Raw genomic sequence first — 26,700 nt, 5'->3', positions numbered from 1 at the left:
GCAAATATATATATTTTTATAATCATCAAAGATTTCAAAAGAAATTAAATAACCTGAGTCCATATAAATATAGAACTCAGGTTGCTTAGTTGCGCTTTTTAAATACTGTCTACTTGACAGGGGTCACTGCAAAAAGCTGGGGCTCGTTTTTTATAACTTTTTCGATTTCAATCTATCCCTATTGTATATTTAGCAGTATTCAAGAACTTGTCAATCTTAGAAACTGTTGATTCAATGTTCTTAGAGAAAATAGCCATGTGTGCAAAAAAGCCGTGGATCATACCAGGTTCACATGCATATTCAACTTGCACACCAAATTTTTTCAGACGTTCAGCATAAGCCATTCCTTCATCCCGAAGTACATCATTTTCTGCGGTGATTACGATTGCTGGCGGGAGACCACTTAGATCTTCAGCACCCAAAGGAGAAGCGTATTCATTATACCTATCCTCATCATTCCTTAAATAATGATCACGGAACCAAACCAGCTGTTCACGATCTAACCCAAATCCTTTCGCAAATATTTGGTGGGATTCCGTATTAAACTCAAGATTTGTCGCAGGATAAATTAAAACCTGTGCAGTGATGTCAGGGCCTTTTCGGTCTCTCGCCATCATAGTAACTACTGTTGCTAGATTTCCACCCACGCTATCCCCCCCTACTGCCAATCTAGTAACATCTCCGTTAAAGGAGGACCCTTTTTCATAAAACCATTCCAATGCCGCATATGCGTCTTCAACTGGAGTAGGGAACTTATACTCTGGAGCGAGACGATAGTTTACAGATACGACAATACTAGCTGTTCTATTTGCGATCCTTCGGCAACTTGCATCCACCACGTCAATGTCTCCTAGAACCCATCCTCCACCATGGTAATAAATAAATATTGGGAAGGGACCTTGCCCCTCCGGTATGTATACCCTACATTTGATTTCTTCCTCTTGACTTACCGGTATCATTAAATTTTCTACCTTTGAAACCAGATCTAATTTTACAGCAGGGCGTGGTGCGTTGGAAAGCATATCTCTTACTGCTTTAGGATCCATCGTATGAATAGGTGGCATCTGATTACATACTTGTAAAAACTTTTCTGCTTGCGGATCTAAATTTACCAAGAAACATCATCCTCACTTCAATTTATTTTCAAACTAACCCGAATATTTCCTAAATCCTTCTTCCTGTCCTGAAACCTTCACATTCACTTCATCATTGAAAAACATACAATGGTGATTTTATTCACCTTATTTCGATGAATAAAATCACCATACAACTTAATATAAGAAAAAATGACGATTTTACTTCTCACTAGCTGTTTATTCCGCATTAACTGGCAGTAATGAGCTTTCCATCAGCAGGGGATGAAGCCCCTACTGATAAGAAGCTTCACTTTATCTATTTACAGGTACTCCTCCGATATAAAACTCAAAATCTGGGGCAATTTTTCTACCATTTGGCATCATAAGCCACAATCTTAATAAATGACGTTTGCGGTCATCTTCTTCATAATCTTCAAATACTGTGCGTGAATGCATAACTGTATAATTATTAACAAATTGCATATCACCTGGTTCCATCATCATATCAATATGCATGTTCTTATCATGAGTAAGGGAATCTAGTAAATCAAATGCTGCGATTTCTAATTTCGTCAAAGAAACATCTGTTTTCGTTTGTGCAGATTCGATATAATTTCGTATCCATCTGCAGCTTAATTTACCATTGTAATAACTAAAGATTGGTGATGAAACTACTGGAGATGAACCTTGTACTTCTTCCCCGCGAAGATCATGGAAGAATGGGCGATAAAGAATTCCAAGATATTCTGGATACTTCTCAAGAATTTCATTATAAATAGCCATAGAACTTGCGATACTACTTAGACCACCAGATTTTGCTTTGCGAAGGCATAGTAAGCCAACTACATCAGCGAGGTCTGTGTGATAAGGAAGGTGTACATTCGTTTGGTAACCACGTACACTAGTATTTTTAAAGTCGAGACCTACGTCTTTGATATGCCCTAAAAGGTCACCTTTTTTACTTTGAATGATTGGAATACCTAGGTAAAGTCCGAGCCCCCAGTAAATGATACTTGCTTCTTCATCAGTATAACGTTCCATTGGCAATCCACGAATCAATAGGAATCCTCTACCATTTTCCAGCTCGTCAACAAAGTAAGTGATCTCGTCAGCAAGATCCGGAATCTGGAAATCTTCTTTTCCAAACTCAGGTGCTTTTAATCCCTTACGCTGAACATGTAATACAGCCTTCTCAAGTGCAGCAATCATTTTTTCGGACAAATAATAAATCCATGAATCATCTTTAGCTAGTTCAATACCCTTCCACACTGAACGCCCTTGAATTTTTTCCTTTAAAATGATCGACATAAATAATCCTCCTTTATTAATTTGGTTATTTCCCTACTTAAGATGACTGAATTTTTTTGCATTAACAATGAAGAAAAGAGAAGTTCCTTAATCGCTCCTTACCCCTGACCTCTCGCTATCTCCCGAAACATCGATAACACTTACACCATAAAACAGACTGAATATTCAGTTTTTTATAAGTGAGTTTCATGAATATATACCGTCATCCAATCACACAAACACCCCTTTCAAAAAATTAAGTAATAGATTCATTGACCACATAATCCCTCAACATAGTTATGGTCCCCTTACCTCAATTTGATATATTCACTAACTACGACGATTCTTCTTTGAAGTTATTACTGTGCCCTTACTTGCTGTATATCTTTTAAATACTCACTTGCTCCTCTGCTTTTATTTTTGTGTTGCCTTGCTTTGCGGGACGTACAACGATCCAAAACAATAATCCGATAATGAACATCCCAAAAGCAGTTACTTGAAATCCATAATGATATCCCATTGCCTCAGTCGCTGCATATTGGATGAAATACCCGAATACGAGTGGAGCAATAATACTTGTTGAGCTTGCAAGAGCAATGAACGTTCCTTGTGCTTTTCCGATGTTTTTAGGAGAAAAAAAATCCATAAATATTGCGGGTGCGAGTGAAAGAATGACATACGCAAAACCTGGAGCAAGGATGAAGAACAGGATGGATACAGCAGAAGAATTCACAACATTTGCTAGATATACACAAAGAGCAGATAGGACCATGGTGGAACCGGCAAGATTTATTCGCGCTTTACGAATATCCCCAGTTTTGCGATAAATCCGGTCTGATAGCATGGAAAATCCGATTTGGCTAATGGCGGCGAAAAGAAAAGGTAATGACACGGCTAACTTTAATGTTTGACCATTAAAATGTTGAACTTTAGTAAAATACGCTGGAAACCATATTGCTTGAACGGACAATAACCAATAAGCACAACCTCCACATAAAACAGTAAAAACAAAATTTTTAGATAAAAGATGCGGAAGAAACTGACGCCAAGAAACCTTAGAAAGGGTTGATGAATGCTGCTCCTCTTGATGAAATGAAGGCAATCCAATTTCTTGTGGACTTTCTTTACCGAAAATGACCCATAAAACTAGCACAATAAGCCCAACAGCTCCCATGGCTATAAAAGCAGATCTCCATCCATATTGATCGATTAAAGAGATTAATAATGGTGAAGCAATAGCTGCTCCGCCTGTTGTTCCTAACAGAACTGCACCAAAGCCTATACCATGTCTGTGTTTCGGAAACCATTTCCCCATTATTGCCGTTGATAGAGCAGGTGCTGGACCCTCGCCTGCTCCTAAGATCATTCTTGTAAAGACTAATAGAGACAGAGTGGAAACAAAAGGTGTAAGAAATTGAACAATCAACCATGTAAGTGACATCCAAGTTAACATTTTTTTCGTATTTTTGGAATCGGCCATACCACCAAGAATGATAGAAGAAAAAGTAAAGAACCAAAAGAAAGAACTTCCCACCAATCCCCATTGTGAAGGGCTTAAATGTAATTCTTTCATAAGGGGAACGGAAACCAAACCAATAACAATTTTATCAACTTGATTGATCATACCTGAAGCAACTAGAAATAATAATATAATCCAAGAATACTTTGGAGTGCTCAACGTATAAATCCCCCCTATTTTTACCATCAAGGGAAAACCTTTTCCTACCATCTGAAAAGGCGTTCCCCATTACATGAATCAATTGGTGTTCTAATGAATTGGTTTATAAAGGTCAGTCTTTCGGATTTAAACTCAATTACTTTAAGTTTTCTACAATACCACCAGATGTTTTTCCACGGACTGGAATACCGCCGCGACCGGCTTTACCTGTTTTCTCATCAATAAACATCGCGAAATCATTTGCAATTTCTCGGCCATTTGGCATCGTGAGCCATAATCTTAATAAATGGCGTTTTCGTTCCTGTTCTTCATAGTCTTCATATTGAGTACGTGAGTGAAGAACTGTATAATTATTAACGAATTGCATATCACCTTCCTCCAGCATCATATTATAATGCATATTTTCATCATGAAGGATGGAATCCAGTATGTCTAAAGCTTCAATTTCAACTTTTGACAAATGGATACCCGTTTTCGCTTGTGCTGATTCAATAAATGTACGGACATATCTGCAGCTCAATTTACCATCATAGTAACTAAAAATTGGTGATGTAAATACTGGTGATTCACCTGGCGACTCCTCACCACGTCGATCAAAGTTGAATGGACGACAGAGAATTCCCAGATACTCTGGGTACTTCTCAAGAATTTCATTATAAACAGCCATTGAACTTATGATACTACTGAACCCCCCAGATTTCCCTTTTCGAAGACTTAATAATCCGACGACATCAGATCCATCCGCGTGAAAAGGCAGATGCAATTTCGTTTGGTAACCGCGTACATTTGAATTTTCTAAACTCAGACCTTGATCAATGACGTGCCCTAAGAGGTCACCATTTGCGTTTTGCGATACCGGAATGCCCATGTGAAGTCCGAGCCCCCAATAAATAGTGCTCACTTCTTCATCCGTATACCTTTCCATTGGCAATCCACGAATTAATAGAAACCCCCTCCCATTCTCTAATTCTTCCACAAAGTATGCAATTTCGTCAGAGAGATCCGGAATCTGGAAGTCTTCCTTGTTAAAATTAGGTGCTTTTAAACCCTTTTGTTTAACATGAAATAAAGCGCTTTCAATAGATGCTATTGTTTTCTCAGACAAATAATAAACCCATGAATCATCTTTAGCTAGATCAATACCTTTCCACGCTACTGGTCCTTGAACCTTTTCCTTTAAAATGAGCGACATAAATATTCCTCCTTCAATAATATGGTTAGTTAGTTTCTTACTTAACTTCAATCAATTGTCTTAACTCTCTGCGCAAAATTTTCCCTGTTGAGTTCTTAGGTAACCCTTTAGAAAATTCCACTTGGCTAGGAAGCTTGTACTTAACCAGCTTATCCTGACAAAATCGGATAATGTCATTCATGGTGATTCGTTCATCATTGACTACGACATAAGCTTTTACTTTTTCTTCGTATTCTCCATCTGAAACTCCGATTACGGCCGCCTCTATAACAGCAGGATGTTGATACAGAACTTCCTCCACTTCACGAGGATATACATTGTATCCACCAACAATAATCATGTCCTTCTTGCGATCCACGATGTAGATGTATCCTTCTTCATCCATTGTCGCTAGATCATCAGTGTAAAACCATCCATCTATTAAGACCGCTGATGTAGCTTCCGGCATCCTCAAGTATCCATTCATTACGTTTGGCCCTTGAACTACTAATTCTCCGACTTCTCCTCTGGGCAATTCTTTTCCGTCCTCATTGACAATTTTGCTCTTGAGGCCTGGTATATTTAGGCCGATAGAGCCTGGTTTGCGGGTTCCCTTTAAAGGATTAATAGCGACAAGAGGAGCAGTTTCTGAAAGACCATACCCTTCCAAGATAAAAACATTATATTTGTTTTCAAATTTTTGTAGCAGCTCGACCGGAATCGAGGCACCTCCTGAGATACACAAGCGAACGGATAAGAAATCTTCCTCCTTGGATTCAGGCGATTGCAAGATAAAATTATACATCGTAGGAACTCCAGCAAACACTGTTGCCTTTTTTTCTCGAATGGTATTGATTACATCAAGAGGGCTGAATTTAGGTAGGATTAGGACAGTTGCCCCGCAAGTAATTGGTGCATTCAGACAAATAGTCATACAAAAAACATGAAACATTGGTAGAACAGCTACTACACAATCTTTACCATGAAGCTCAATTAATTCTGAAATGGCATCTGCATTCGAAGCCAAATTCCGATGTGATAACATCGCACCCTTTGGTTTCCCTGTTGTTCCTGATGTGTATAAAATGACTGCAAGGTCTTCCTGATCAATGAAAGGGCTTAGCCAAACATTATTGTTTGTTTCCATCAGATGCTCCCATGTACATTCCTGATCCTCGGCATCTGTATAAATAACTAGCATTAGATTTTTCAATTGTTCCTTTACTTCTGATAACTTCGGTTCTACAGATACATGAGCAATAACCCCTTTAACTTGGCTATCGTCTAAAATGTAGTTCATTTCCTCTTTCGTATACAAAGGATTCATCGGAACAACAAATGCACCTAATCGTAAAATGCCGTAATACGTAATGAGAAATTCAGGGCTATTTCCTAATAAAAGAGCCACCCCATCTCCCTTCCCAATTCCTCGGGCAGACAAACCAGCAGCCAATTGATCTACCTGCTGATTTAGTTCTCTATAAGTAACACTTTTATCTCTATAGATATAAGCGATACTGTCTGGGAACTTACTTGCACTTCTTTTCAGATTTTCGTCTAAATTATAACTCATTAAATGATTCCCCCCTTTATTCATATGCAAGTGGTTGAACGGTAACTTTTAAGAATATTCAAAATATTATTACGTTAAGTATACTTATAAATAATAATTAAATAAAATTAAAGATTTTAATTTGTAAGTAAGTATTACTAATATTCAAAAAGGGATGTAGCCATTATATTGGAAGCCCTTCAGAATATGTGGGAAGAATTAAGAGGAAAATAACATTTATCCTCTAAAAAAGGACAAACCCACATCTCAGGTTTGTCCTTTTACTTATTTCTTATTTAACCCTTTCTCACTTAAAAACTCTTTCATATGCATTCTCTTCTCTTTAGACATAAACGAGCTCATTGATTCCGTCCATGTTACGTTTTTTTGATTCGAGGATCTTTCTTTATAATACGCACTCATCGTTTCATCGTATTCATTTAATAATCCATCATATTTCTTTTCATCATATCCATTTTCATGAAGGATTGCCGCTACCGGTAAACGCGGTTTAACTCCATGTTCTTCATCTGGTACACCAACTGTCATTCCGAATACAGGATATACTTTATCCGGTATATGAAGCAATTCGCTCACTTCTTTCGGGTTATTACGAATTCCGCCAATATAACAAATGCCGTATCCTAGTGATTCAGCTGCAAGTGCTAAGTTTTGTGCAAATAAAGAGACATCTACTGTCGCTACAATAAAGTCCTCTACTCCCTCATGTTTAACTTCTGTTCCATGTTTCTCACATGCAATTTCTAAACGTTTTAAATCTGCACAGCATACAAAGAATGCGGCGCAGTCTTTCACATGACGATTTCCGGATAATTCTGCTAGTTTAGCCTTTAGGTCTTGGTCTGTTACATAGATAACAGAATACGCCTGTACAAAATGTGAGGAAGCCGCATGCTGTGCAGCTTGCACCATTTTTTCTACTACATCTTTCGAAATTGATTCTTCTTTATATTTACGAACTGAAACGTGTTGCTCCATTTTATGTATCATCTCATTCATGAAAATCACTCCTTTTTTCTCTTCATAAAGAAAAATTAACATACCTTTTTCAATATTCACAACTTATAAGCACAAAAAAGCAATTTTTTTTGAATTGCTTTTTTTATAACGTCTATTAATACGGTAAATGAAATTATATTAACGATAATTTCAATATATCAACGATTCGAAAAAGGTTATCGATTTACCGACAAATAACGACAGATTTACATCAAATTATTTCTTGTCTTATTACGCCGCTTTCAAAACTTTAATACCTTTTACGATATTCCAAATGAAGTAATATATTCCTACAAGAATGAATACCGCATATGTGATAGCCATCCCAATTCCAGCACCATCAGATTGATTGAAGCTTAGACCGTATACGCCTGACACCGCTAATCCAGCAAATAAGATTGCGTACGGAAAAATATGTGACCAAAATGCTTTTTTTGCATGATATTTCACTTCATCTTCTGCAACGAAGTAAACGATAATTGGCAGTAAAAATGGTGCAAAAAAGATACTAAAGTAACAGAGCGAAGATAAAATATTATTACCTTTCATCCGAATCACCTCTAATGTTTTTTGTTATCTTTATTATGTCAGGAATCCACTTTAGAAACTATCACTTTACCTTTCATTAAGATGACAGTTTTGTAAGATTTTCCTCATTAAAAGGAATCCCGCCTGAAATGTCAGGCGGGATTCTTTTTTAACTATATTCGATTCATAAACCAATATTGAGTAATTGCTAAATACTCTCGAACGTTCGATTGAATAATAATTGGCTTCGGTGTTTTCGCTGGAAGACCTTCTAATGTCAATCCTTGTTTTTCTGCAATCTTTTTCGCTCGGAACATATGAAAATCGTTCGTTACAATCATCCCTTTTTTCATATGTTCAGGGATAAGAGGTTTTGAGAATTTAATATTTTCATCTGTACTTGTCGACTTGTCTTCCATTATAATTCGGTCTTCTGCAATATTTTGTTTCATTAATCCTTGTTTCATCGCTAATGCTTCTGTAATATCTTCTCCTTTTCCTTTTCCTCCAGACACAATAGCGATTGTTTTATCATGTGATTTTAAATACTCAGCTGCTTTATCAATACGATATTGTAATGAATAAGACGGTTTCGTTCCATTTACTTTCGATCCGAGTACAATTATATAATCAGCATCGTAGGTGGCATTCATATGCCCATGCTTATAAATGTTATATTGTAAAAAACCCGCATACACGGCGCAAATCATTATAACAACTAAAATATACTTAATTATTTTCTTCTTTCTCATATTCATATACTCCTATTTTCTTTACTTTCTTCATGATAATATCCATTTATTCGTTTGTATACTGACAAATTCCAATTAACCCTAATTTATCCTCCTAAAGGTAATATTTCTATTACTTTCGGGAATAGTAAGTACAACTTCGCACGAAGGAGTGTCCCTATTGCTTCTCTTTTTATGTAACGTATCAGTCTTTTTCATCTTATTTTTACTATCACTTAAGTTACTCGGGAAATCCGCATTAGCACAACTAACTCCTCATGATTTTGGGGCTATTATCTTTTTATCCTATTTAGCTTTTCAAGCCATACCAGTCTCTGGTGCTTTGCAAGCCTTTCTCGGTATGGTTGTTATTACATGTTTGCATTTGCTCCTTACGAAATTAAGCTTATTCAACAAACTAAATCGTTTCATTCTCGGACACCCCATCATTTTAATTAAACATGGTGATATAATTTTTGAGAACTTACAAAAAAGCAGATATCCAATCGCTGAATTACTTTCTAACCTTCGCGTTGCAGGATATCCAAGTGTTCATGAAATTGAATATGCAATTTTAGAAGCGAATGGAGCTATTAGTATTTTACCAAAGAGAGAGCTTGTACCATTAACTCCAAAAGATTTAAACATTGATGTTACATATGCTGGATTACCTATCGCCCTTATCGTTGATTCACAAATTCAATACGATAACTTAAAGTTAATTCATAAAGACGAAAAGTGGTTGTATAAAGAATTAAAAGAAAAAGGAATCACAACTATTAAAAACGTTGCTTTTGCGTCTGTTCAAGAAACGGACGGATCATTTACTATTAGTGTAAAGGAATAAAAAAATCCCCTTACTTGTTTAAGGGGATTTTCTTCATCATATTGCTTCTTTCTCTCCTGCCATGTTTAATGGAACAGGATGTTTCATACGATTCATCGTAAATACGATAATCGCTGTCATTACTTCCGCAACAGGCATAACGAGCCAAATTCCATTTATACCAAATAATTTCGGCATAATCCATAACAATGGAATAATAAATAGTAACCCGCGGCTCATTATAATAAGTACCGATTTTTTCGTTTGTCGCACTGATTGGAAGTACTCTCCATACACAATGTTATAGCCTAAAAATACGTATTGGATAAAGAACAAGCTAATACCTGTTAATGTTAACTCCAATAATTCTGGAGATTGGACATCAAATAGACCGATGATATATTTCCCGAAGAATAATCCGACAATTATCGCAACGCCCCCGAGTATAACTGCAATTTTTACAGCAAACTGCAATCCTTCACGAAGTCTCTCTGATAAATTTGCACCGTAATGGAAACTAGCAATTGGTTGCAATGCAGCACCTACACCGAAGAATAATAGCAATGTCATTGCATGAATACTATTCACCATCGCATAGGAAGCAACCCCTACTTCTCCTGCATATTGGACGAATGCGATATTAAAACCAATCGTTACGATTGCCACCGTACTTTCAGCTGTAAAGCTCGGGAAACCTATTACCATAATTTGTTTAATTGTATCCCATTCAAAATGGAATTTCGTCCACTTTAAAATACTACTTTTTCTAAAGAAGTGGGTTAATAATACAAGGAAACCAATCGCTGCCGAAAGAATAGTCGCTGAAGCAGCACCTGTTACGCCCCATCCCAAAATAAAAATAAAGATATAGTCAAACACTATGTTTAATATAGCCGTTACAACAAGACCTGCCATTGCTAAATTAGGATTTCCATCATTTCGTATAAATGTACTTAAAATATTTTCTAAAACGTATATCATTCCAAATGTTAATAACACGTGTAAATAGTCTAACGCATATGGTAAAATCACTTCATTTGCACCGAACAGATTTGCTAAATCTTCTATTCTCCATAAGCAAATAGCCGCTAAAACACCTACGATAATAACTGCTACTGTCATAGATTGAGTAAAAATAGATCTTGCTCTTTCTAATTTATTTTCACCTAGTGCAATGGAATATAATGTTGCCCCGCCCATTCCAATCCATAATGAAATCGAGAAGAAAATTGAAAACGCTGGAATCGCCACGTTTACCCCTGCTAAACCGTTCGCCCCAACTCCCCTACTAATCATGACCGCATCAATCACAATATTAACTGACATTAATACCATTCCAAGAACGGCTGGTATTAAATAAGAAATAAATAAACTTTTAATTGGTTTTTCTCTTAATTTTTCTGTTGCTTCCATACTATTGCTCCTTTTTTCAACGCTCTGTTCACAGTTTAAACCTTCAAGTAACTTGAAGGTCAAGAGAGAATTAAAAAATAGGTAACTGAATTATACTAATAAATATCAATCTGTAATCCACTCAAAGGTTTTTACCTTATTTTTCTACTACAGGAATTTGAATTTCTGTTACTTGCTCATCTGGATTTTCTGTTACAGACCAATCAATCAACCCAATCTCAATCGAATCTCCATTCACTTCGTAACCTTCTTTATCAATGTATGTAAGTAACTTCTTATACGTTGCATCTGTTTCTTCATACGGTCCATGATGATAAGAACAAGCAAATAAACCTTCTTTAATTTCATCTGAACTATGCAATTCATACGGCATATAATCCAAAAGAATAAACACACTGCTATACGCTTGAAACTCCTTTTGCATTAATGCTTTTTTTGAAATTGTCACACCTATATCTCCTGAAAATAGACTATCATCAATTTGCTTCATATTTTTTTGAAGCGAATGGATATAATATTCAAACATATCATCTGTCGTATTGGGCGCCACTGCAATCGCGGTTATTTTTCTTTTCGGTATCTTTTTCATAACAATTCGATCTGTTTCCGCTTTCGTCGCCTTCTTTATTAAATGAATTCTATGTTCCATTTTTGCCAAAGCATACTCAACTTCTCTTTGTTTTTTCAGCATCAGTTCTTGTTGCTTTTCAAGTAAATTGAGTGCGTAAGCTGGATTTCTTTCATCAATATATTTCTTAATTTCCTTTAAAGGAATATTTAACTGGCGTAAAAATTTTATCATATCTAATAGTGAAAACTGATCGATTGTGTAATAGCGATAATTCGTTTGCGGATCTACAATAGACGGATGAAAAATTCCTTTTTCATCATAATAGCGTAAAGTAGATTCCGCTATATTATGCATTTTTGCCATTTCTCCAATTGTAAAACATTTATTTAATAACATATACCCTACTCCAATTCGTTAAAAATGTAGCCTTATTTCTTCTTATTATATAGTGATTCCCTCCATACCTAAATCGAATCCTATCATGAAAATCTGCTATTTTTTCATTGATTTTTACTAAATTTTATTATATATTAATTACAGGTTCAAATTACAAGTTCAAAAGAACCTGTAATAAGATCCTTTGTTTAATGGGTTTTTACATATTTTCATTAGGCAAATTCCGAGAAATCGTTTAATAAAAATACAAAGTGATAAGGAGAGGATTAAATGGAATTCGAATTTTTCTTTCAAATTGCACTTATTTTATTAAGTACAAAGCTTGCTGGTGACCTTAGTGTTAGATTAGGCCAACCTTCTGTACTTGGTAAATTAATTGTCGGTATCGTTATCGGTCCAGCTGTATTAGGTTGGATTGAAAATTCAGAGCTTCTAACGCAATTAAGTAATGTCGGGGTTATTCTTTTAATGTTTATGGCAGGACTTGAAACAGACTTAGATGAATTAAATGCAAATCGTAATTCTTCTTTAGCAGTTGCACTCGGAGGTATCATTCTTCCATTCGTAGGTGGTTACGTTTCCGGTCTTGTTATGGGAATGGAACAAGGGAACGCTGTCTTTTTAGGATTACTTCTATGTGCAACAAGTGTTAGTATTTCCGTTCAAACACTTCGCGATTTAGGTAAGATGAAAACACGTGAGAGTACAACAATGCTTGGAGCAGCTGTATTCGACGACATTCTTGTTGTTATTTTATTAGCATTCGCAATGAGCTTCTTAAGTACAGATGATGTTAACTTAACAATGGTTATCTTGAAGAAAGTAGTATTCTTTGCTTCTATTATTTTAATCGGTTGGAAAGGTGTTCCAGCGATTATGCGTTGGTTATCACCACTACGCGTATCGGAGTCTATCGTTAGCGCAGCACTTATCATCTGTTTCTCATTCGCATATTTCGGCGAACTATTAGGAATTGCTGGTATTATCGGTGCTTTCGCAGCTGGTATCGCTATTTCTCAAACGAACTACAAACATGAAGTAGAAAAGAAAGTAGAACCAATTGCTTACGCTATGTTCGTACCAGTCTTCTTCGTTAGTATCGGTATGAATATTACATTTGACGGTATTGGTGATCAAGTTTGGTTCATCTTAGCATTAACAGTTATCGCTGTATTAACGAAACTAATCGGTTGTGGATTCGGTGCACGCATGACTGGATTTGATGCAAAATCTTCTGCAATTATCGGTGCTGGCATGGTTTCACGTGGTGAGGTTGCACTTATCATCGCAGGAACAGGACTTTCTTCTGGCTTATTAGCGCAAGATTATTTCACAGCTATCGTTATTGTCGTTATTTTAACAACAATGATTACACCACCAATGTTAAAATACACTTTTGGTGCTAAAGATAAAGCAATGAAAGCAAGTAAATAACTTTACTATAATAAAAGGAGATTACTATCTTATAAGATAGTAATCTCCTTTTTACTAGTTAAATACGTTCCATCGCCGTCTTCACCGTTCCAACAACGAAAGCAATTTCTTCACTTGAAATAACAAGAGGCGGTGCTAATGTTAAGACATTATTATAGCCTGCCGTTGTCATACCATTGCGTCCGATAATTAATCCCTTTTCTTTACAAGCATTTACAACACTTGCAATTTTATCGTTATCAACTGGCTCTTTCGTCTCTTTATCATTTACTAGTTCAATTCCAACTAATAGCCCTTTCCCTCTAATATTCCCAACAAGCGGATGCTCTCCAATTTCTTCTTTTAATTGATTTAATAAAAGTGAACCCATTTGTGCAGAGCGCTCAATTAAATTTTCATTTTCCATAATTTCTAAATTTTTAAGCGCTAATGCACAAGCCGCTGGATTCCCACCAAATGTATTAATATGGCGGAAGAATTCATATTCTCCCGTTCCTTTAAATGCTTCATATATTTCTTTTTTCACAGCTGTTGCAGATAATGGTAAGTATGCACTCGTAATCCCTTTCGCCATCGTAATAATATCTGGCTTTACATCATAATTCATAAATCCAAATGCTTTTCCTGTGCGCCCAAAACCGCAAATAACTTCATCACTAATGAGTAATGCCCCGTGTTTTTGACACGTTTCATGAACAGCTTTCATATAGTCTTGTGGCGGCATTAATATGCCTCCTCCTGTAATAATTGGTTCCATAATAAAAGCTGCAATCGTTTCACTTAATTCCCATGTCATAACACGATCTACTTCTTTTACACATTCTACATCATAAATATTTTGTGATTCCATTTCTGGCATGCGGTAGCAATCCGGCGGCGTTACATGTAAAAATCCTGAAGCAAATGGCTCATATTGATATCTGCGCTGCGCTTGTCCCGTCGCTGCCATCGTTGCCATTGTATTTCCATGATACCCACGGTAACGTGACATAAATTTATAACGATGTGGCTCACCTTTTTGAGCATAATATTGCCTTGCTATTTTAAAAGCTGTTTCATTCGCTTCTGAACCACTATTAGAGAAGAATATAACATACTCTCCACCAAGCCACTCATTTAACTTTTCCGCAAGCTTTATAGCCGGCTCATGTGATTGTGACATCGGAAAGTATGATAACGTTTGTAATTGTTCATAAGCCGCCTCTGCAAGCTCTTTTCTTCCGTATCCACTATTCACACACCAAAGACCACTCATACCATCTAAATATCTTTTCCCTTGTATATCTTCAACCCAGCACCCTTCTGCTTTTGCCCCTACCATTGTATTATTTGGACTAAAGGGACGCATTCCGTGCCAAACATATTGTTCATCTTTTGCTAATAATTCATTAGTTTGTTTCGTTTTCATCATTTCTTCCACCTTCCATAACAACTTATTTTTCACAAAAGCTGCGCTGGTGCCATGATGATTTAAATTTCTCCCTGCTATTTTCATTCCACAAAACAAAGACAAATCCTACCCAAAATAAAGTAATATTTATAATAAAATTCCAAAAGAAAAAGGAGCTTTTCTTATATATCGAAAAGCTCCTCTTTTTTTAATGTGAAGATGCATCGTTAATACCATGACCAGTATTAGATTTCACAAGAATTTCATCAAACTTCGCTGCATCTTCTTTCTCACTAGAGAAAACAGTTCCTAAATATGCTGCAAGGAATCCAAGCGGAATAGAAACAATTCCAGGTGTCGTATATGGGAATATCGCTTCCCCGACAAAAATAGCTTTTCCAGCTACAGGATTCCAAACGTTTGGACTTAACGCTACGAGAACGATCGCTGACACAAGACCTACGATCATACCAGAGATTGCACCCGTTGTGTTAAAGCGCTTCCAATATATTGTAAATAATATAACTGGTAGGTTTGCACTAGCAGCAACTGCAAATGCTAGTGAAACTAAAAATGCTACGTTCAATGTTTGAGCAAATAACGCTAGTATAATAGATAATACCGCTACTCCAATAGACGCATAACGAGCCATGGATACTTGCTCTTTTTCCGTTGACTTCCCTTTACGAATAATCTCATTATAAAAATCATGTGCGAAAGCTGATGCTGCTGTTAATACAAGCCCTGCTACTACAGCTAAAATAGTTGCAAAGGCGATTGCTGATACGAAAGCAAATAAGAAATCTCCACCTAACGCTTTAGCTAATAGAGGTGCTGCCATATTACCAGCAGGGTTCGCTTTAATAATTGCCTCATTTCCTACAAACGCCGCTGCTCCAAACCCTAGGAAAATTGTCATAATATAAAACGCACCAATTAACCACGTAGCGTACACAACAGATTGACGTGCCGTTTTTGCATCACGTACTGTAAAAAAGCGGACAAGAATATGCGGTAATCCCGCTGTACCAAGTACTAGTCCTAAATTTAAAGAAAGTGTATCGAGACCATCTTTATACTTTACTCCCGGATTTAAAAACGAATCTTTTAATGGAGTAGCTGTTTTCATTTGAGCGAACATTTCAGTCACACTGAAATTAAATTTTGAGAAAACGATAACAGAAATAATAAATGTACCAGCCATAAGTAGTACAGCTTTAACAATTTGTACCCAGCTCGTAGCAGTCATACCACCAAAAATAACATACACTGTCATAAGTGTGCCCACGATTAATACAGATGTCGTATATTCTATGCCTAATAATAATTTAATAAGTGCACCTGCACCAACTAATTGTGCAATCATATAAAAAATTGAAATCGTCATCGTATTAAGCGCGGCAATACCACGAACTTTTTTCGCATCAAAACGTGCGGCAATCATATCAGCAAGCGTGTATTTCCCTAAATTTCTAAGCGGTTCTGCAACGAGATATAGTACAACTAAATAAGCAACTAAAAAGCCGATACTATAAAAGAATCCATCAAATCCAGTTAGCGCTATTGCTCCAGCAATACCGAGAAATGAAGCAGCAGACATGTAATCCCCAGCAATGGCTAGACCATTCTGCCAACCCGTTAATCCTCCTCCAGCCGTATAAAACTCACTCGCATTTTTCGTTTTTTTCGATGCAAAATAGGTTATAACGAGCGTACCGAGAACGATAATTAAAAATAGGGCAAAAGCAGTCGTATTCAAATTCAGCCCCTCCCCTTTTGCATGTCTTGCAGAATTTTTTGTGAGATTTCATCAAATGATTCTGCTTTTTTGCTATAAATCTTACATAATGCCCATGTCATTATAAATTGTGTAAAAGCAAATACCCATGCCCATGTAACATCACCAAATGCTGGTGTATTGAGCACTTTTGAATACGATGTTAATATTGGAAGCGCAATAAAAAAACTTAAAAAGAAAATACTCATCGGAACAATAAACTTCTTTTTCGTATTTAATAGCAATTGAAACTCTTCTGACTGAACAACTTCTGTATAATTCACTTCATTTTGCAACTTACGTGCTGACGTATCATCTCGTTTCATTCTCTGATCCCCTCTCTTACTTGAAATACAATTCCCCCTTGTATACCAAAAGACTAAATTTTATAAATATTCAGAAACTTATTTTCATTTTAGACAATCCAAACATCCCTGCAAAGATTTTTCGATAGACATTTTTCGGCATTTTCTCCTAAGTTTTTAATATACTTTTTCAAAATAAAGTGCAACTTGATTCCGTAGAGATTTTGTACACCCCACACGGATTAATAGCCCGGTTCGCACAAATAGCCGCATGAAGTGAAGCTCGATAAATCTTTTCCTCATTTAAAATAGAAGTAGTGCTTATCGCACTACTTCTGTCTTTTTTTCCTTTTCTAAATTACGGGCTGTTTCGCTTAATTCAACTTCTTTCCCATCTTTAAGCGTTCCAAATATAAAATCGAACACTGGATTTGAAACACCAAACCAAAACTTTTCATTTTTATAATGGTGTAATATATGCTGTTTTTTTAACCATCTTCCAAACTTAGTGACGGGGCGAATCGGCTTATGCGCAATATAATGTTTCCATTCATAAACGAGGAGCATGATAATCATTCCGATTCCAAATGAAAGTGTAATAGTAACACTTTTTGTAATACCATATGCTATAAGTAAATATATAGTAAAGCTAGGTATACTAAACCATACAGGCAAAAATAAAAGTTTTAAATCATCTGGATATACGTGATGATCATAATGTAACCTTCTTAACATTTTTAATAAAAATGCATTTTTAGGCGGCTTTAAATGGAATAAAAAACGATGTGTCATATATTCGTTAAGCGTATAAAAAACAATCCCAAACACACATGCTAACATACCTATCAATGTAAAAAATTGCATTTTTAAAATAATGATAAAAATAAATAGAATACTATACATAATAACGATATCATGTTGCAAAAAGAACTCTTTCCCCACTCTCTTCATCTTTCTTCCCCCTTTCCCCAAAAAACAGCCGCAACATATCGTTACGACTATTTCTTTTCTATCCCTATTTTATTCTATTCACTTTACAAATTTGCCTGCTGCTCTATTGTCGAGAAAAAATTGTTCGGTCCAAATATATTTTGCTTCGGAATAATATGTTCCACTGCAAATACTGTTACTTCGCCCCTTTGGACTTCTCCAATAATGAGCCCAAATAATTCATGATTTACCGCAAACGTCGGTTGCTTCGTTTGCAGCAATCTTGCTGCAATATGAAATACTGCCTCATATAATGGATTCCTATCAGTAATTTCTTTTCGGATTTTTGGTGCTAACGTGATAATAATTTCTTTTCCGTCAATAGTGGTTCGATACATAAAAATCTCCCCTTCAATCTTATGTGAACAACTGTAAAGCCTTGTATGCAAAATGGATAGAATATCCTACTAAAATAATACCTGCTCCGGCTGTTATATAGCCAAGTGCTTTTTTCTTTAATAAAGTCCTTCCAAAATGTACAGAAAAAGCAATATTTAAGTTCCACAAAATAATACCAACAATAATGCAAAGACTGTACAAAAAAGCTTCTTGTTTCGTTACCTTTGTAAGTAATGAGCTAAGTGTACTTCCGTATATGCCAAACCAAAAAACAAGATTTAATGGATTGGATATCGCAATTAAAAAACCTGCCATAAAAGATTGTTTAAGGCCACCTACCTCTTCTTTGTTATATTCCATATTCGAGTGGGAAATTCCTTGTTTTACACTTTGAAACCCTAAATAAAATAACAAGAAAAAACCAATGCAATACATAAATGCTTGTACATATGTATACATAAACACAAAAGATAAACCGAAATAAATAAGAAGCATAAACAAAATATCAGCAGTCATTCCCCCAATTCCCACAATCCACGCATGCCAAAATCCACGTTCAATTCCTCTTTTTAACATTTCAATATTAATCGGACCTACCGGCGCAGCTAATGAAATACCTAACACAATTTGTTGTATAATTGCTCCAAACATAGCTCTATCCTTTCTACTTCCTTTACCATTAAGTAATGATGTAAATTTTAAAAATAGACTAGCTTTTATAAGAAATATTCACTACTAAAATACCCTTTTTTATCCAAAATATACAAAAGAGTCATCCAGATGATGGCTCTTATTTTTCTACTTTATAATGGAAAGGACATTTCCCTTTAATCGGATCAATATCATCCCCAATGAAATATTGCTTCCATTCTCGATGATCAGGATCACCATAATGACTAATGTTAGGATGTTTCGGCAACTGATCCCACTTTTCAACTCGCTCACGAACCATTTGTCTTGAATACGCTCCTTTAGGACGATCTCCTTCTAACCCATCGAAAATAGTTCTTGGTTGAAACCCAATAACGAGTGAATTTCCTAAATGTCTAGTTTTCCGCTGTTTATAAGCCGGTGCATTCCCAAATGCAAATATTGGTTCACCACCAAATGAAAATTCCCATAAATAGTGGTCTGGATTTTTTGGAATTTGTTGCGGCCATGTTTGATCATCGTTTTCATGTAAATACTGTAGTACTTTCCAAAAATAATCTCGATAATATTCGAGTGATTGCTCTTCACGTTCAGGTTCGATAAATAGAAAAAATCCTCTTCTTACAAGCGGTCGTTCTTTCATTAACTCCAAGAAAGATAACATTGTATTTGACAAATGACCCCAATCATTATGAGAAAGAAACGAGTAACGGAGCTCATTCTTTTTTAAAGCTGTTAAACCGAAATAACACGGAAAAGTTGGTTCTAACACAACACTCGAAAAATTATGAAATTCTTCTGCAACCCATTTTGGTATGTCGGCTCTATTTCTCATTCCTTCATTATCTAATAAATAAGACTCACCCATTCTTTCACCTCATTATGTACAGCATTCACTTAAGAATATTACATATTCGGCTTGTCCTATACCTTTTAAAAATTCAGTTGAAAAATTATTTAAAAATACAAAAAGTTAAAAGCGTTTACTTGACTAAATTCTACCAATTCGTGTATATTTAAATTAATCATTTAGCAGAATATTCAAGATTATAGCACTTTTAGTTTATATTATCGTTTAAATGAATTTCACTAAATGAAAATAGTAAACGCTTTTAGGAGGAATTGTAACATGCAAGGAAAAGTAAAATGGTTTAACAACGAAAAAGGTTTTGGATTTATTGAAATGGAAGGCGCTGACGATGTATTCGTACATTTCTCTGCTATCCAAGGCGACGGCTACAAAGCTTTAGAAGAAGGTCAAGAAGTATCTTTCGACATCACTGAAGGAAACCGTGGACCTCAAGCTGCTAACGTAGTAAAACTTTAATCCAACATATGAAAGGAGGTTACCTTACTTGGTAACCTCCTTTGTTATTCCTTTGTATATTTCCGTTTTACAGAGCAAAAACTATGTGAAATGTGCAAAATACAAAGGAGGCAATAACAATGGGATCACATGTAAATGATTTTGAAGAAGTAAAATTCCGTGTAGAAACGGCACAAAAAATGGTAGGTTCTGCAACAATTTCAATGGATCCAGACACATTAGAGCATGCCACTACTGCCGTAGAAGCAGCTCGCTCTCAACTTGAAATTATGAAATCTGTTGCGACAGATTTAGATGAACCATTTCTAATGAATGAGGAAAAGAAATTAAGCAAGTGCGAGCATCAATTAAACGAAGCAAAGCACTAAAAAAAACATCCAGAGAATTTTCTCTGGATGTTTTTTCATGACAACTGTTCTCCATACTTTTTCAATGTTTCTCCAACTGTACATTGTCGTATACAAAATGAATGGGCGTAATATTTACTATTTGTCTTTCGATTATGTTCTCGCAAAAAACATCCTTCACAATATGTTTCTAATAAGTCATTTACCTCCGTAATGAGTTGCTTTTTATCCACCTTTGCACCTCTCTATTCGGTTATTTCTTTATGACTATCAATGACCGTCCCTTCTAATGCTTGCGTCGCTAATTGATGTGCTTCTTTATTTTGTTTTCTAGATATTGGCTCACATACAAGTTTTAATTTCATTTGCTTCGCCTTTTGTTCAATTTGATCTAAATAATGATTTAAATGTTCATCATAGCAAGGCCATTCTCCGGCTAATTGCTGCAGCACCACTTGAGAATCTCCGCGAAGTGTAACTGCTTCATACTTAATCCCTAATTCTTCGAGTATATTTATGCCGTATAATAATGATGCATATTCCGCTTCATTATTATCATATATACCATCTATATATGCGTTGCGGCGAATTCGGTAGTTTTTATTTCCTTTTTTATAATACACACATATACCTACTCCAGCTTCTTTCGTCTGCAGATCATAACCACCATCAAAATAAACATATATTTCTTGAAGCTCTTCCTCCACTTGTTTACTCAGCTTTTTCATTTCTTTTAATGACCACTCTGCATCCATTTCATCGTAAAATAAAATTTCTTTTACTCTTCCTGTTTTCTCGAAATCCTCTGCAAATTGAAGTACTTCCTCTATGTTCATATAATCTGTTGTTAATTCCGTCTGCAAACCACGCTTCGTTTTATACAACCAATGAATTTTATATTTCATACTAGATTCCCCTTATATAAGACTTCATATATATATTTTATTATATTTTATCAAGAGTCACAGTATTATATTCACTATAATCACATACAAAAAGAGCTATCCCCTATAGGAACAGCTCTTTCATCTATTACATAAACCTTTCAAATTGCACTCGCTTATTAACCCAGTACATTACAGGCATACCGATTGCCATTACAATAAATTCACCAGCTGCACATGTTAACCAAGTCCATAGGAATGGCAGATCAAATGCAAGATGAAGTTCAATTGCAATCATAAACATTGTAATCGTAAAGATAACTGTATTAAAAATCATACGAGCCCAAACACCTTTAATAAATCGCATTGATATAATCGTTGCAACTAGCGCAAGAATAGATTGCCCTACTCCAAATACCAAATCGTAAGCGATCATTGGTGAGAAAAAGAGATTCGTTAAAAATACACCTAATACAATTCCGTAAATTGCTTTCTTATTAAATACAACGAGATGATTAAACATCTCTGAAATACGGAACTGTACATTCGTAAAGCCAAATGGCTGAATAAGCATAGAAACAGCAATATATAATGCCGCTAAAATACCATTTCCGACTAATGTTCTTATATTCATGACAAAATCTCCTTAGTTTTTTTACGTGGGATGGTTTCGAACCACGTTATTCGTTTTTAAGCAACAAGATTATATTTTACGCAATAGGCACTCTTTCGTCAATAGATTCCTATCATGAACTACCTTTTTTCTTTTAGACAACGTATAATGAAACATATGAAATATTTAGGAGGTTTCACTTCATGACCGCAACAATTCAAAACGAAAAAGTGATCGTTTCCACTTCTGACAAAGGTGCAGAACTGCAAAGCCTTCGCTTAAAAGAAGACAACACAGAATACCTATGGCAAGGTGATTCTACTTATTGGGGACGTCGTGCACCTATTTTATTCCCCATTGTCGGCCGATTAGTAGATAATACATACTACGTAGATGGAAAACCTTATTCTTTAACTCAACACGGCTTTGCTCGTGATCTTACCTTCTCTGTAAAAGAGCAAAGTGAAACAAAAATCACTTATATCGTTACGAGTAATGAAGAGACACTACAAAAGTATCCATACGAATTTGAATTACTTGTTTCTTATGAGTTAGAAGAACAAAATATACATGTTACATATGAAGTAAATAATCCTTCTTCAAAAGAGATGTTCTTCTCAATTGGAGCACACCCTGGATTCAATTTCCCATTAGTAGACGGCGAATCATTTACAGATTATCATCTATCATTTAATGGTTCAGAACGCTTAGAAACAAGTGTACTAGAAGGACCTTATCTTTCAAGTAACAAGCAACTAATCGCTGAAAATACGAAAGAGTTACCACTTACATACGATCTATTCAAAAATGACGCACTTATTTTTGAAAATATGAATACGAATGAAATTTCGATTCGCTCACATAAGCATAATAAATTTGTAAAAGTAGAATTTGATGGGTTCCCATTTGTCGGCGTATGGACACCAGGAGACAACGCACCTTTCTTATGTATTGAACCTTGGTATGGAATCGCTGATGAAGTAAAACCAGCAAAAGATTTCAAAGAAAAAAAAGGAATTCAGTCTTTACAAGCGAATGAAACATTTACATGTCGTTATAGCATTACAATTGGATAAGTACTCTATCCCCTACTTCGAGAACACTTTTAAGTAGGGGATAATCTTATAATTTGGAGGTTTCGCATTTTGATTGAAGTATATATTGATGGTGCAACAAAAGGAAATCCTGGCCCTTCTGGTGCGGGAGTGTTTATTAAAGGCATACAACCGCCTGTACAATTATCATTACCACTTGGGACAATGTCCAATCATGAAGCAGAATACCATGCTTTACTTGCAGCATTAAAGTATTGCACGGAGCATAATTATAGCATTGTATCTTTTCGTACAGACTCTCAGCTTGTTGAGCGAGCTGTTGAAAAAGAATACGCAAAAAATAAAATGTTTGCACCACTATTAGAAGAAGCATTGCAATACATAAAAAGTTTCGACCTCTTTTTTATTAAGTGGATTCCAAGTAGTCAAAATAAAGTAGCTGATGAATTAGCTAGAAAAGCTATCTTACAAAATTAACGGGGGTATGATTGTGAAAAAAAATTGGATTGCTCCTCTTGCTTTATTATTTGTCTCTTTTATTTGGGGAGCTACGTTTGTTGTCGTTCAAAATGCTATGTCTTTTGTCGGGCCATTTACTTTCAATGGCATTCGCTTTTTATTCGCTGGAATTATTTTATTATTCGTTCAAATGATTTTCTCACAGAAAACTTCAAAACAAGAATTAAAACATAGTAGTTTAGCTGGATTGATGGTCGGGTTCTTCTTATTTGTCGGCTATTTATTACAAACATTCGGCTTGCTTTATACAACGTCTTCAAAAGCTGGTTTCTTAACTGGACTTAGTATCGTTATGGTTCCGATTCTGTCTTTTATCTTTTTAAAACAAAAGGCTACAATTTTCATCGTACTTGGTATTGCTGTAGCAACAGCAGGTTTGTATTTATTAACGGCTGGTGATTCTTTTCAATTAAACATTGGAGATATACTCGTTCTCGGTTGTGCTGTCGCATTCGCTGCGCATATTCTCATTAACGGGTTCTTTTCTAAAAAAATATCCCCTTTATTATTAAGCACATCACAAGTATTAGCTGTTGGTATGTTTTCTTCTATTTGCGCTTTTTTATTTGAAGATTGGGAAAAATTATTTTCAGTATCACTATGGACGAATCAGTCCTTTTTATTCGCACTCTTTCTAACTTCCCTGTTTGCAACATCCATTGCTTTTTTCATTCAAACATCAGCACAAAAACATACATCTCCAACGAGAGTAGCAATTATTTTCGCAATGGAACCAGTTTTTGCTGCATTAACAGGCGTTCTAGTTGCAAACGAGCAGCTTTCCGTCTCTGCTATCGTTGGGTGTCTTTGTATTTTCTTAGGAATGATTTTTGTTGAATTACCTTCCAAAACAAAAAAAGAAGCGCGGGCTGCGTGAAGTTACGCTTGTAACTTCCGCATAAAAGCCTTAGCGCTTTTTTTATCTGTAATTTCTTCTTCTTTCAATCGTTCTAATAACGCTACAAAATAACTGCCATCAAACTGCAATTGATGTTTAATCGTCGCTTCTATTGCTGCGTTCACAATCCCATCAGATGAACCAGTATATCCTTGTCCGAACATAATAAATCCTTGTGCTTCCTCTGATAGTTTAAATCCTTTCGTATGTAAGAATGAAAGATAATCTTCTACTGTTTGCATGATATTCCCACCTACTCAAAAATTCTCCACTTCCTATCATACATGTTTTTACACACTATGAGAATGAAATTTCTTTGACAACTTTGTAAATCAATCGTCTACTTCGCTTACAATGGAGGATTTCCTTACAATATGAAAGAATATGTAAAGTGGAATTTATTTCATATAAAAGGGGATACAAAATGAAACAAGCACTATTAATTATTGATGCGCAACAAGAGTTAATTGATGGAAATGAACAAGAAAATGAAGTTTTTCGTAAAACTGAGCTATTAGCTACACTAAATACAGCTGTACAAAAAGCAATAGATTCAAATGCTCTTATTGTTTTCGTAAGAGATATCGATGTTGCTTCTGGTAGTGGCGTGGGCTTTGAAGTACATAATCAAATTAAAGTACCTCAGTCTGCAACCCTTATTAATAAAGCAGCAACAAATTCATTCTACGGTACTTCGTTACTTGAACTTTTAAAAGAAGAAAAAATCAATCACATTGTTATAGGTGGCTGTAAAACAGAACATTGCATCGACACCGCTGTTAGGACAGCTACTGTACAAGGCTTTGATGTTACGTTAATTAAAAACGGTCATTCAACAACTGATTCTAACGTATTGTCTGCAGAGCAAATTATCTCTCACCATAATAAGATTTTACACGGTCATTATAACGTTGATCATTTTTCTATGGTGAGAGATATCGAGGAAGATCTCTTTCAACCAACTCATGACCAATATCGTGATTAAATGAACGATAAAAAAGAATCCTTTTCACGAAAGGATTCTTTTTTATCCAAAAATTTGTGCTGCAATACTATATAATTCTCCATTTCTTTTCAAAAATTGAGCATTATTTTTCATCATAATTGGTGGTGTATTCACTTTTTTAAAACCAGTAACCTCTAATTCTTTCATAAAATCTTTCTTTCCTTCTGGTACATCTATTCTTAATTTTCCGTTATGCCCTTTTGCTAAATCATGTACTATTCTCATTGCCACCACATCACTTTTAGCAACGACCGGTCCTATTATTTTATTTTCTGGTGTTTGTATACTTAAACCGTAACCTAATACATTTTGTTTGTTGTCCTTTACAACGATGCACTGTTCACTTTGTATAATTCTTTTCTTTAAAAACTCTTTTCTATTTGTTCCAAAAGCATATTCATCTATTTTTATTATTTTTTCTAAATCACACTCTTCATAATTCATCATACAATCTCCATTTCCTACACAATGATCATTCGCATTGTACGAGTTACATATGTATTTAGAAACATAGCTTACTGCCCTAAATCCTAATTTTTCATATAAAGGCTTCCCCTCATCCGTAGCAATAAGCATAATTGGAGTTTGAGCCGATACGCTCTTGATGCATGAATTCGTTATCGCCTTTCCAATCCCACTTCCCTTATAATTTGGATGTACAATCACCATTCCGATAGACGCTAATTTCTCCCCATATAATATAATTGCAGCGCTAGCAATAAGTTCCTTTCTCTCATTCCATACGCCGTATACAATACCTGAGTTGAAAATCGTTTCAATTTCTTCTCTGTTATAATCCCAGCCAATATAAGAAGATAATGCAACAATATCCTCTATTTTTTCTTTTCTAAGACGCTCCACCCTAAATTCCAATTCAATCATACTCCATCCCCTTATCTAGACATTTGAATCAATC

Annotated in this window: 31 protein-coding genes and 1 riboswitch; of the genes, 9 read left to right on the top strand and 22 right to left on the bottom strand. The window is 35.5% G+C overall.

What is annotated here, in order from left to right; all coding sequences use genetic code 11:
* Nucleotides 1-8 precede the first annotated feature (8 nt).
* On the top strand, nt 9-89 hold the full coding sequence (locus MR065_RS27750; protein WP_363331823.1) for an IS3 family transposase: 81 nt from the start codon (nt 9-11) through the stop codon (nt 87-89).
* Between the two features lie 78 nt (nt 90-167).
* Here the strand turns inward: MR065_RS27750 and MR065_RS15240 are convergent, their stop codons facing one another.
* From MR065_RS15240 to MR065_RS15205, 8 genes are all read right to left on the bottom strand, one after another.
* Nucleotides 168-959 (bottom strand): alpha/beta hydrolase, encoded by a 792-nt coding sequence (locus tag MR065_RS15240; RefSeq protein ID WP_242214233.1) that lies wholly within the window; start codon nt 957-959, stop codon nt 168-170.
* Between the two features lie 429 nt (nt 960-1,388).
* Nucleotides 1,389-2,384: a TauD/TfdA family dioxygenase gene (locus tag MR065_RS15235; protein WP_242214231.1), complete on the bottom strand. Its 996-nt coding sequence runs from the start codon at nt 2,382-2,384 to the stop codon at nt 1,389-1,391.
* Between the two features lie 367 nt (nt 2,385-2,751).
* Nucleotides 2,752-4,041, bottom strand: coding sequence for an MFS transporter (locus tag MR065_RS15230; RefSeq protein ID WP_242214230.1), 1,290 nt, complete (start codon nt 4,039-4,041; stop codon nt 2,752-2,754).
* Between the two features lie 136 nt (nt 4,042-4,177).
* A complete protein-coding gene (locus MR065_RS15225) occupies nt 4,178-5,233 on the bottom strand; it encodes a TauD/TfdA family dioxygenase (protein ID WP_242214229.1) in 1,056 nt (351 codons plus the stop codon).
* Between the two features lie 37 nt (nt 5,234-5,270).
* Nucleotides 5,271-6,785: a long-chain-fatty-acid--CoA ligase gene (locus MR065_RS15220; RefSeq protein ID WP_242214228.1), complete on the bottom strand. Its 1,515-nt coding sequence runs from the start codon at nt 6,783-6,785 to the stop codon at nt 5,271-5,273.
* A 264-nt stretch (nt 6,786-7,049) separates the two neighbouring features.
* Nucleotides 7,050-7,784, bottom strand: coding sequence for an oxygen-insensitive NADPH nitroreductase (gene nfsA / locus MR065_RS15215; RefSeq protein ID WP_242214227.1), 735 nt, complete (start codon nt 7,782-7,784; stop codon nt 7,050-7,052).
* A 231-nt stretch (nt 7,785-8,015) separates the two neighbouring features.
* Nucleotides 8,016-8,333 (bottom strand): magnetosome magnetite crystal formation protein family, encoded by a 318-nt coding sequence (locus tag MR065_RS15210; protein ID WP_097902235.1) that lies wholly within the window; start codon nt 8,331-8,333, stop codon nt 8,016-8,018.
* A gap of 152 nt (nt 8,334-8,485) precedes the next feature.
* Nucleotides 8,486-9,064 carry a YdcF family protein gene (locus tag MR065_RS15205; RefSeq protein ID WP_242214226.1) on the bottom strand — a complete coding sequence of 193 codons (579 nt, stop codon included), beginning with the start codon at nt 9,062-9,064 and terminating at the stop codon, nt 8,486-8,488.
* Nucleotides 9,065-9,224: 160 nt separating this feature from the next.
* Between MR065_RS15205 and MR065_RS15200 the strand changes: the two genes are divergently transcribed.
* Nucleotides 9,225-9,890 carry a DUF421 domain-containing protein gene (locus tag MR065_RS15200; RefSeq protein ID WP_242214225.1) on the top strand — a complete coding sequence of 222 codons (666 nt, stop codon included), beginning with the start codon at nt 9,225-9,227 and terminating at the stop codon, nt 9,888-9,890.
* 36 nt (nt 9,891-9,926) lie between these two features.
* On the opposite strand, the gene MR065_RS15195 is transcribed toward MR065_RS15200, so the two are convergent.
* Both MR065_RS15195 and MR065_RS15190 read right to left on the bottom strand, forming a co-directional pair.
* Nucleotides 9,927-11,282 (bottom strand): MATE family efflux transporter, encoded by a 1,356-nt coding sequence (locus MR065_RS15195; RefSeq protein ID WP_242214224.1) that lies wholly within the window; start codon nt 11,280-11,282, stop codon nt 9,927-9,929.
* 136 nt (nt 11,283-11,418) lie between these two features.
* A complete protein-coding gene (locus tag MR065_RS15190) occupies nt 11,419-12,249 on the bottom strand; it encodes a MerR family transcriptional regulator (RefSeq protein WP_242214223.1) in 831 nt (276 codons plus the stop codon).
* Nucleotides 12,250-12,519: 270 nt separating this feature from the next.
* Between MR065_RS15190 and MR065_RS15185 the strand changes: the two genes are divergently transcribed.
* The gene (locus MR065_RS15185) at nt 12,520-13,683 is read left to right on the top strand and encodes a cation:proton antiporter (protein WP_242214222.1); all 1,164 of its coding nucleotides are present in this window, start codon (nt 12,520-12,522) and stop codon (nt 13,681-13,683) included.
* A gap of 58 nt (nt 13,684-13,741) precedes the next feature.
* Here MR065_RS15185 and MR065_RS15180 read toward each other — a convergent pair whose 3' ends face one another.
* From MR065_RS15180 to MR065_RS15150, 7 genes are all read right to left on the bottom strand, one after another.
* A complete protein-coding gene (locus MR065_RS15180) occupies nt 13,742-15,091 on the bottom strand; it encodes an aspartate aminotransferase family protein (protein ID WP_242214221.1) in 1,350 nt (449 codons plus the stop codon).
* A gap of 190 nt (nt 15,092-15,281) precedes the next feature.
* Nucleotides 15,282-16,832, bottom strand: a complete 1,551-nt coding sequence (locus tag MR065_RS15175) for a solute symporter family protein (protein WP_242214220.1) — start codon at nt 16,830-16,832, stop codon at nt 15,282-15,284.
* A gap of 2 nt (nt 16,833-16,834) precedes the next feature.
* Nucleotides 16,835-17,176 (bottom strand): DUF485 domain-containing protein, encoded by a 342-nt coding sequence (locus MR065_RS15170; protein WP_242214219.1) that lies wholly within the window; start codon nt 17,174-17,176, stop codon nt 16,835-16,837.
* A 300-nt stretch (nt 17,177-17,476) separates the two neighbouring features.
* On the bottom strand, nt 17,477-18,106 hold the full coding sequence (locus MR065_RS15165; RefSeq protein WP_242214218.1) for a sterol desaturase family protein: 630 nt from the start codon (nt 18,104-18,106) through the stop codon (nt 17,477-17,479).
* Nucleotides 18,107-18,189: 83 nt separating this feature from the next.
* A complete protein-coding gene (locus MR065_RS15160) occupies nt 18,190-18,483 on the bottom strand; it encodes a cytoplasmic protein (protein WP_097902244.1) in 294 nt (97 codons plus the stop codon).
* 19 nt (nt 18,484-18,502) lie between these two features.
* On the bottom strand, nt 18,503-19,135 hold the full coding sequence (locus tag MR065_RS15155) for a LysE family transporter (protein WP_242214217.1): 633 nt from the start codon (nt 19,133-19,135) through the stop codon (nt 18,503-18,505).
* Nucleotides 19,136-19,274: 139 nt separating this feature from the next.
* On the bottom strand, nt 19,275-20,003 hold the full coding sequence (locus MR065_RS15150) for a YqcI/YcgG family protein (RefSeq protein ID WP_242214216.1): 729 nt from the start codon (nt 20,001-20,003) through the stop codon (nt 19,275-19,277).
* A 261-nt stretch (nt 20,004-20,264) separates the two neighbouring features.
* Between MR065_RS15150 and cspB the strand changes: the two genes are divergently transcribed.
* Nucleotides 20,265-20,462 (top strand): cold shock-like protein CspB, encoded by a 198-nt coding sequence (cspB, locus tag MR065_RS15145; protein ID WP_001161731.1) that lies wholly within the window; start codon nt 20,265-20,267, stop codon nt 20,460-20,462.
* A gap of 119 nt (nt 20,463-20,581) precedes the next feature.
* Nucleotides 20,582-20,830, top strand: coding sequence for a DUF2564 family protein (locus MR065_RS15140; RefSeq protein ID WP_097902247.1), 249 nt, complete (start codon nt 20,582-20,584; stop codon nt 20,828-20,830).
* Nucleotides 20,831-20,865: 35 nt separating this feature from the next.
* On the opposite strand, the gene MR065_RS15135 is transcribed toward MR065_RS15140, so the two are convergent.
* From MR065_RS15135 to MR065_RS15125, 3 genes are all read right to left on the bottom strand, one after another.
* Nucleotides 20,866-21,042 carry a zinc-finger domain-containing protein gene (locus MR065_RS15135; RefSeq protein WP_000358801.1) on the bottom strand — a complete coding sequence of 59 codons (177 nt, stop codon included), beginning with the start codon at nt 21,040-21,042 and terminating at the stop codon, nt 20,866-20,868.
* A 12-nt stretch (nt 21,043-21,054) separates the two neighbouring features.
* Nucleotides 21,055-21,714 (bottom strand): ribonuclease H family protein, encoded by a 660-nt coding sequence (locus MR065_RS15130; protein WP_098991714.1) that lies wholly within the window; start codon nt 21,712-21,714, stop codon nt 21,055-21,057.
* A gap of 127 nt (nt 21,715-21,841) precedes the next feature.
* Complete coding sequence (locus tag MR065_RS15125; protein WP_097902249.1) at nt 21,842-22,327, bottom strand: QueT transporter family protein; 486 nt, start codon at nt 22,325-22,327, stop codon at nt 21,842-21,844.
* Nucleotides 22,328-22,333: 6 nt separating this feature from the next.
* Nucleotides 22,334-22,378: riboswitch (PreQ1 riboswitch) on the bottom strand.
* A gap of 131 nt (nt 22,379-22,509) precedes the next feature.
* On the opposite strand from MR065_RS15125, the gene MR065_RS15120 reads away from it, so the two are divergent.
* The 3 genes from MR065_RS15120 (at nt 22,510) to MR065_RS15110 (ending at nt 24,757) form a co-directional block, all read left to right on the top strand.
* Nucleotides 22,510-23,382 (top strand): aldose 1-epimerase family protein, encoded by an 873-nt coding sequence (locus MR065_RS15120; RefSeq protein ID WP_242214215.1) that lies wholly within the window; start codon nt 22,510-22,512, stop codon nt 23,380-23,382.
* Between the two features lie 69 nt (nt 23,383-23,451).
* Nucleotides 23,452-23,838 (top strand): reverse transcriptase-like protein, encoded by a 387-nt coding sequence (locus MR065_RS15115; protein ID WP_097902251.1) that lies wholly within the window; start codon nt 23,452-23,454, stop codon nt 23,836-23,838.
* A gap of 13 nt (nt 23,839-23,851) precedes the next feature.
* Nucleotides 23,852-24,757 (top strand): DMT family transporter, encoded by a 906-nt coding sequence (locus MR065_RS15110; protein ID WP_141558125.1) that lies wholly within the window; start codon nt 23,852-23,854, stop codon nt 24,755-24,757.
* A gap of 2 nt (nt 24,758-24,759) precedes the next feature.
* On the opposite strand, the gene MR065_RS15105 is transcribed toward MR065_RS15110, so the two are convergent.
* The gene (locus MR065_RS15105; protein WP_002117829.1) at nt 24,760-25,020 is read right to left on the bottom strand and encodes a DUF6123 family protein; all 261 of its coding nucleotides are present in this window, start codon (nt 25,018-25,020) and stop codon (nt 24,760-24,762) included.
* 182 nt (nt 25,021-25,202) lie between these two features.
* On the opposite strand from MR065_RS15105, the gene MR065_RS15100 reads away from it, so the two are divergent.
* Entirely contained in the window at nt 25,203-25,763 is a 561-nt protein-coding gene (locus tag MR065_RS15100; RefSeq protein WP_242214214.1) for a cysteine hydrolase family protein, read from the top strand.
* A gap of 42 nt (nt 25,764-25,805) precedes the next feature.
* Here the strand turns inward: MR065_RS15100 and MR065_RS15095 are convergent, their stop codons facing one another.
* A complete protein-coding gene (locus MR065_RS15095) occupies nt 25,806-26,666 on the bottom strand; it encodes a GNAT family N-acetyltransferase (protein ID WP_242214213.1) in 861 nt (286 codons plus the stop codon).
* Between the last annotated feature and the right edge of the window lie 34 nt (nt 26,667-26,700).

It is taken from the genome of Bacillus cereus group sp. BfR-BA-01383 (genome assembly GCF_022663495.1).
Taxonomy (GTDB): Bacteria; Bacillota; Bacilli; order Bacillales; family Bacillaceae_G; genus Bacillus_A; species Bacillus_A cereus_AU.
Note: the sequence above shows the minus strand (reverse complement) of the source record. Positions and strands in the feature narration are given on the sequence as shown.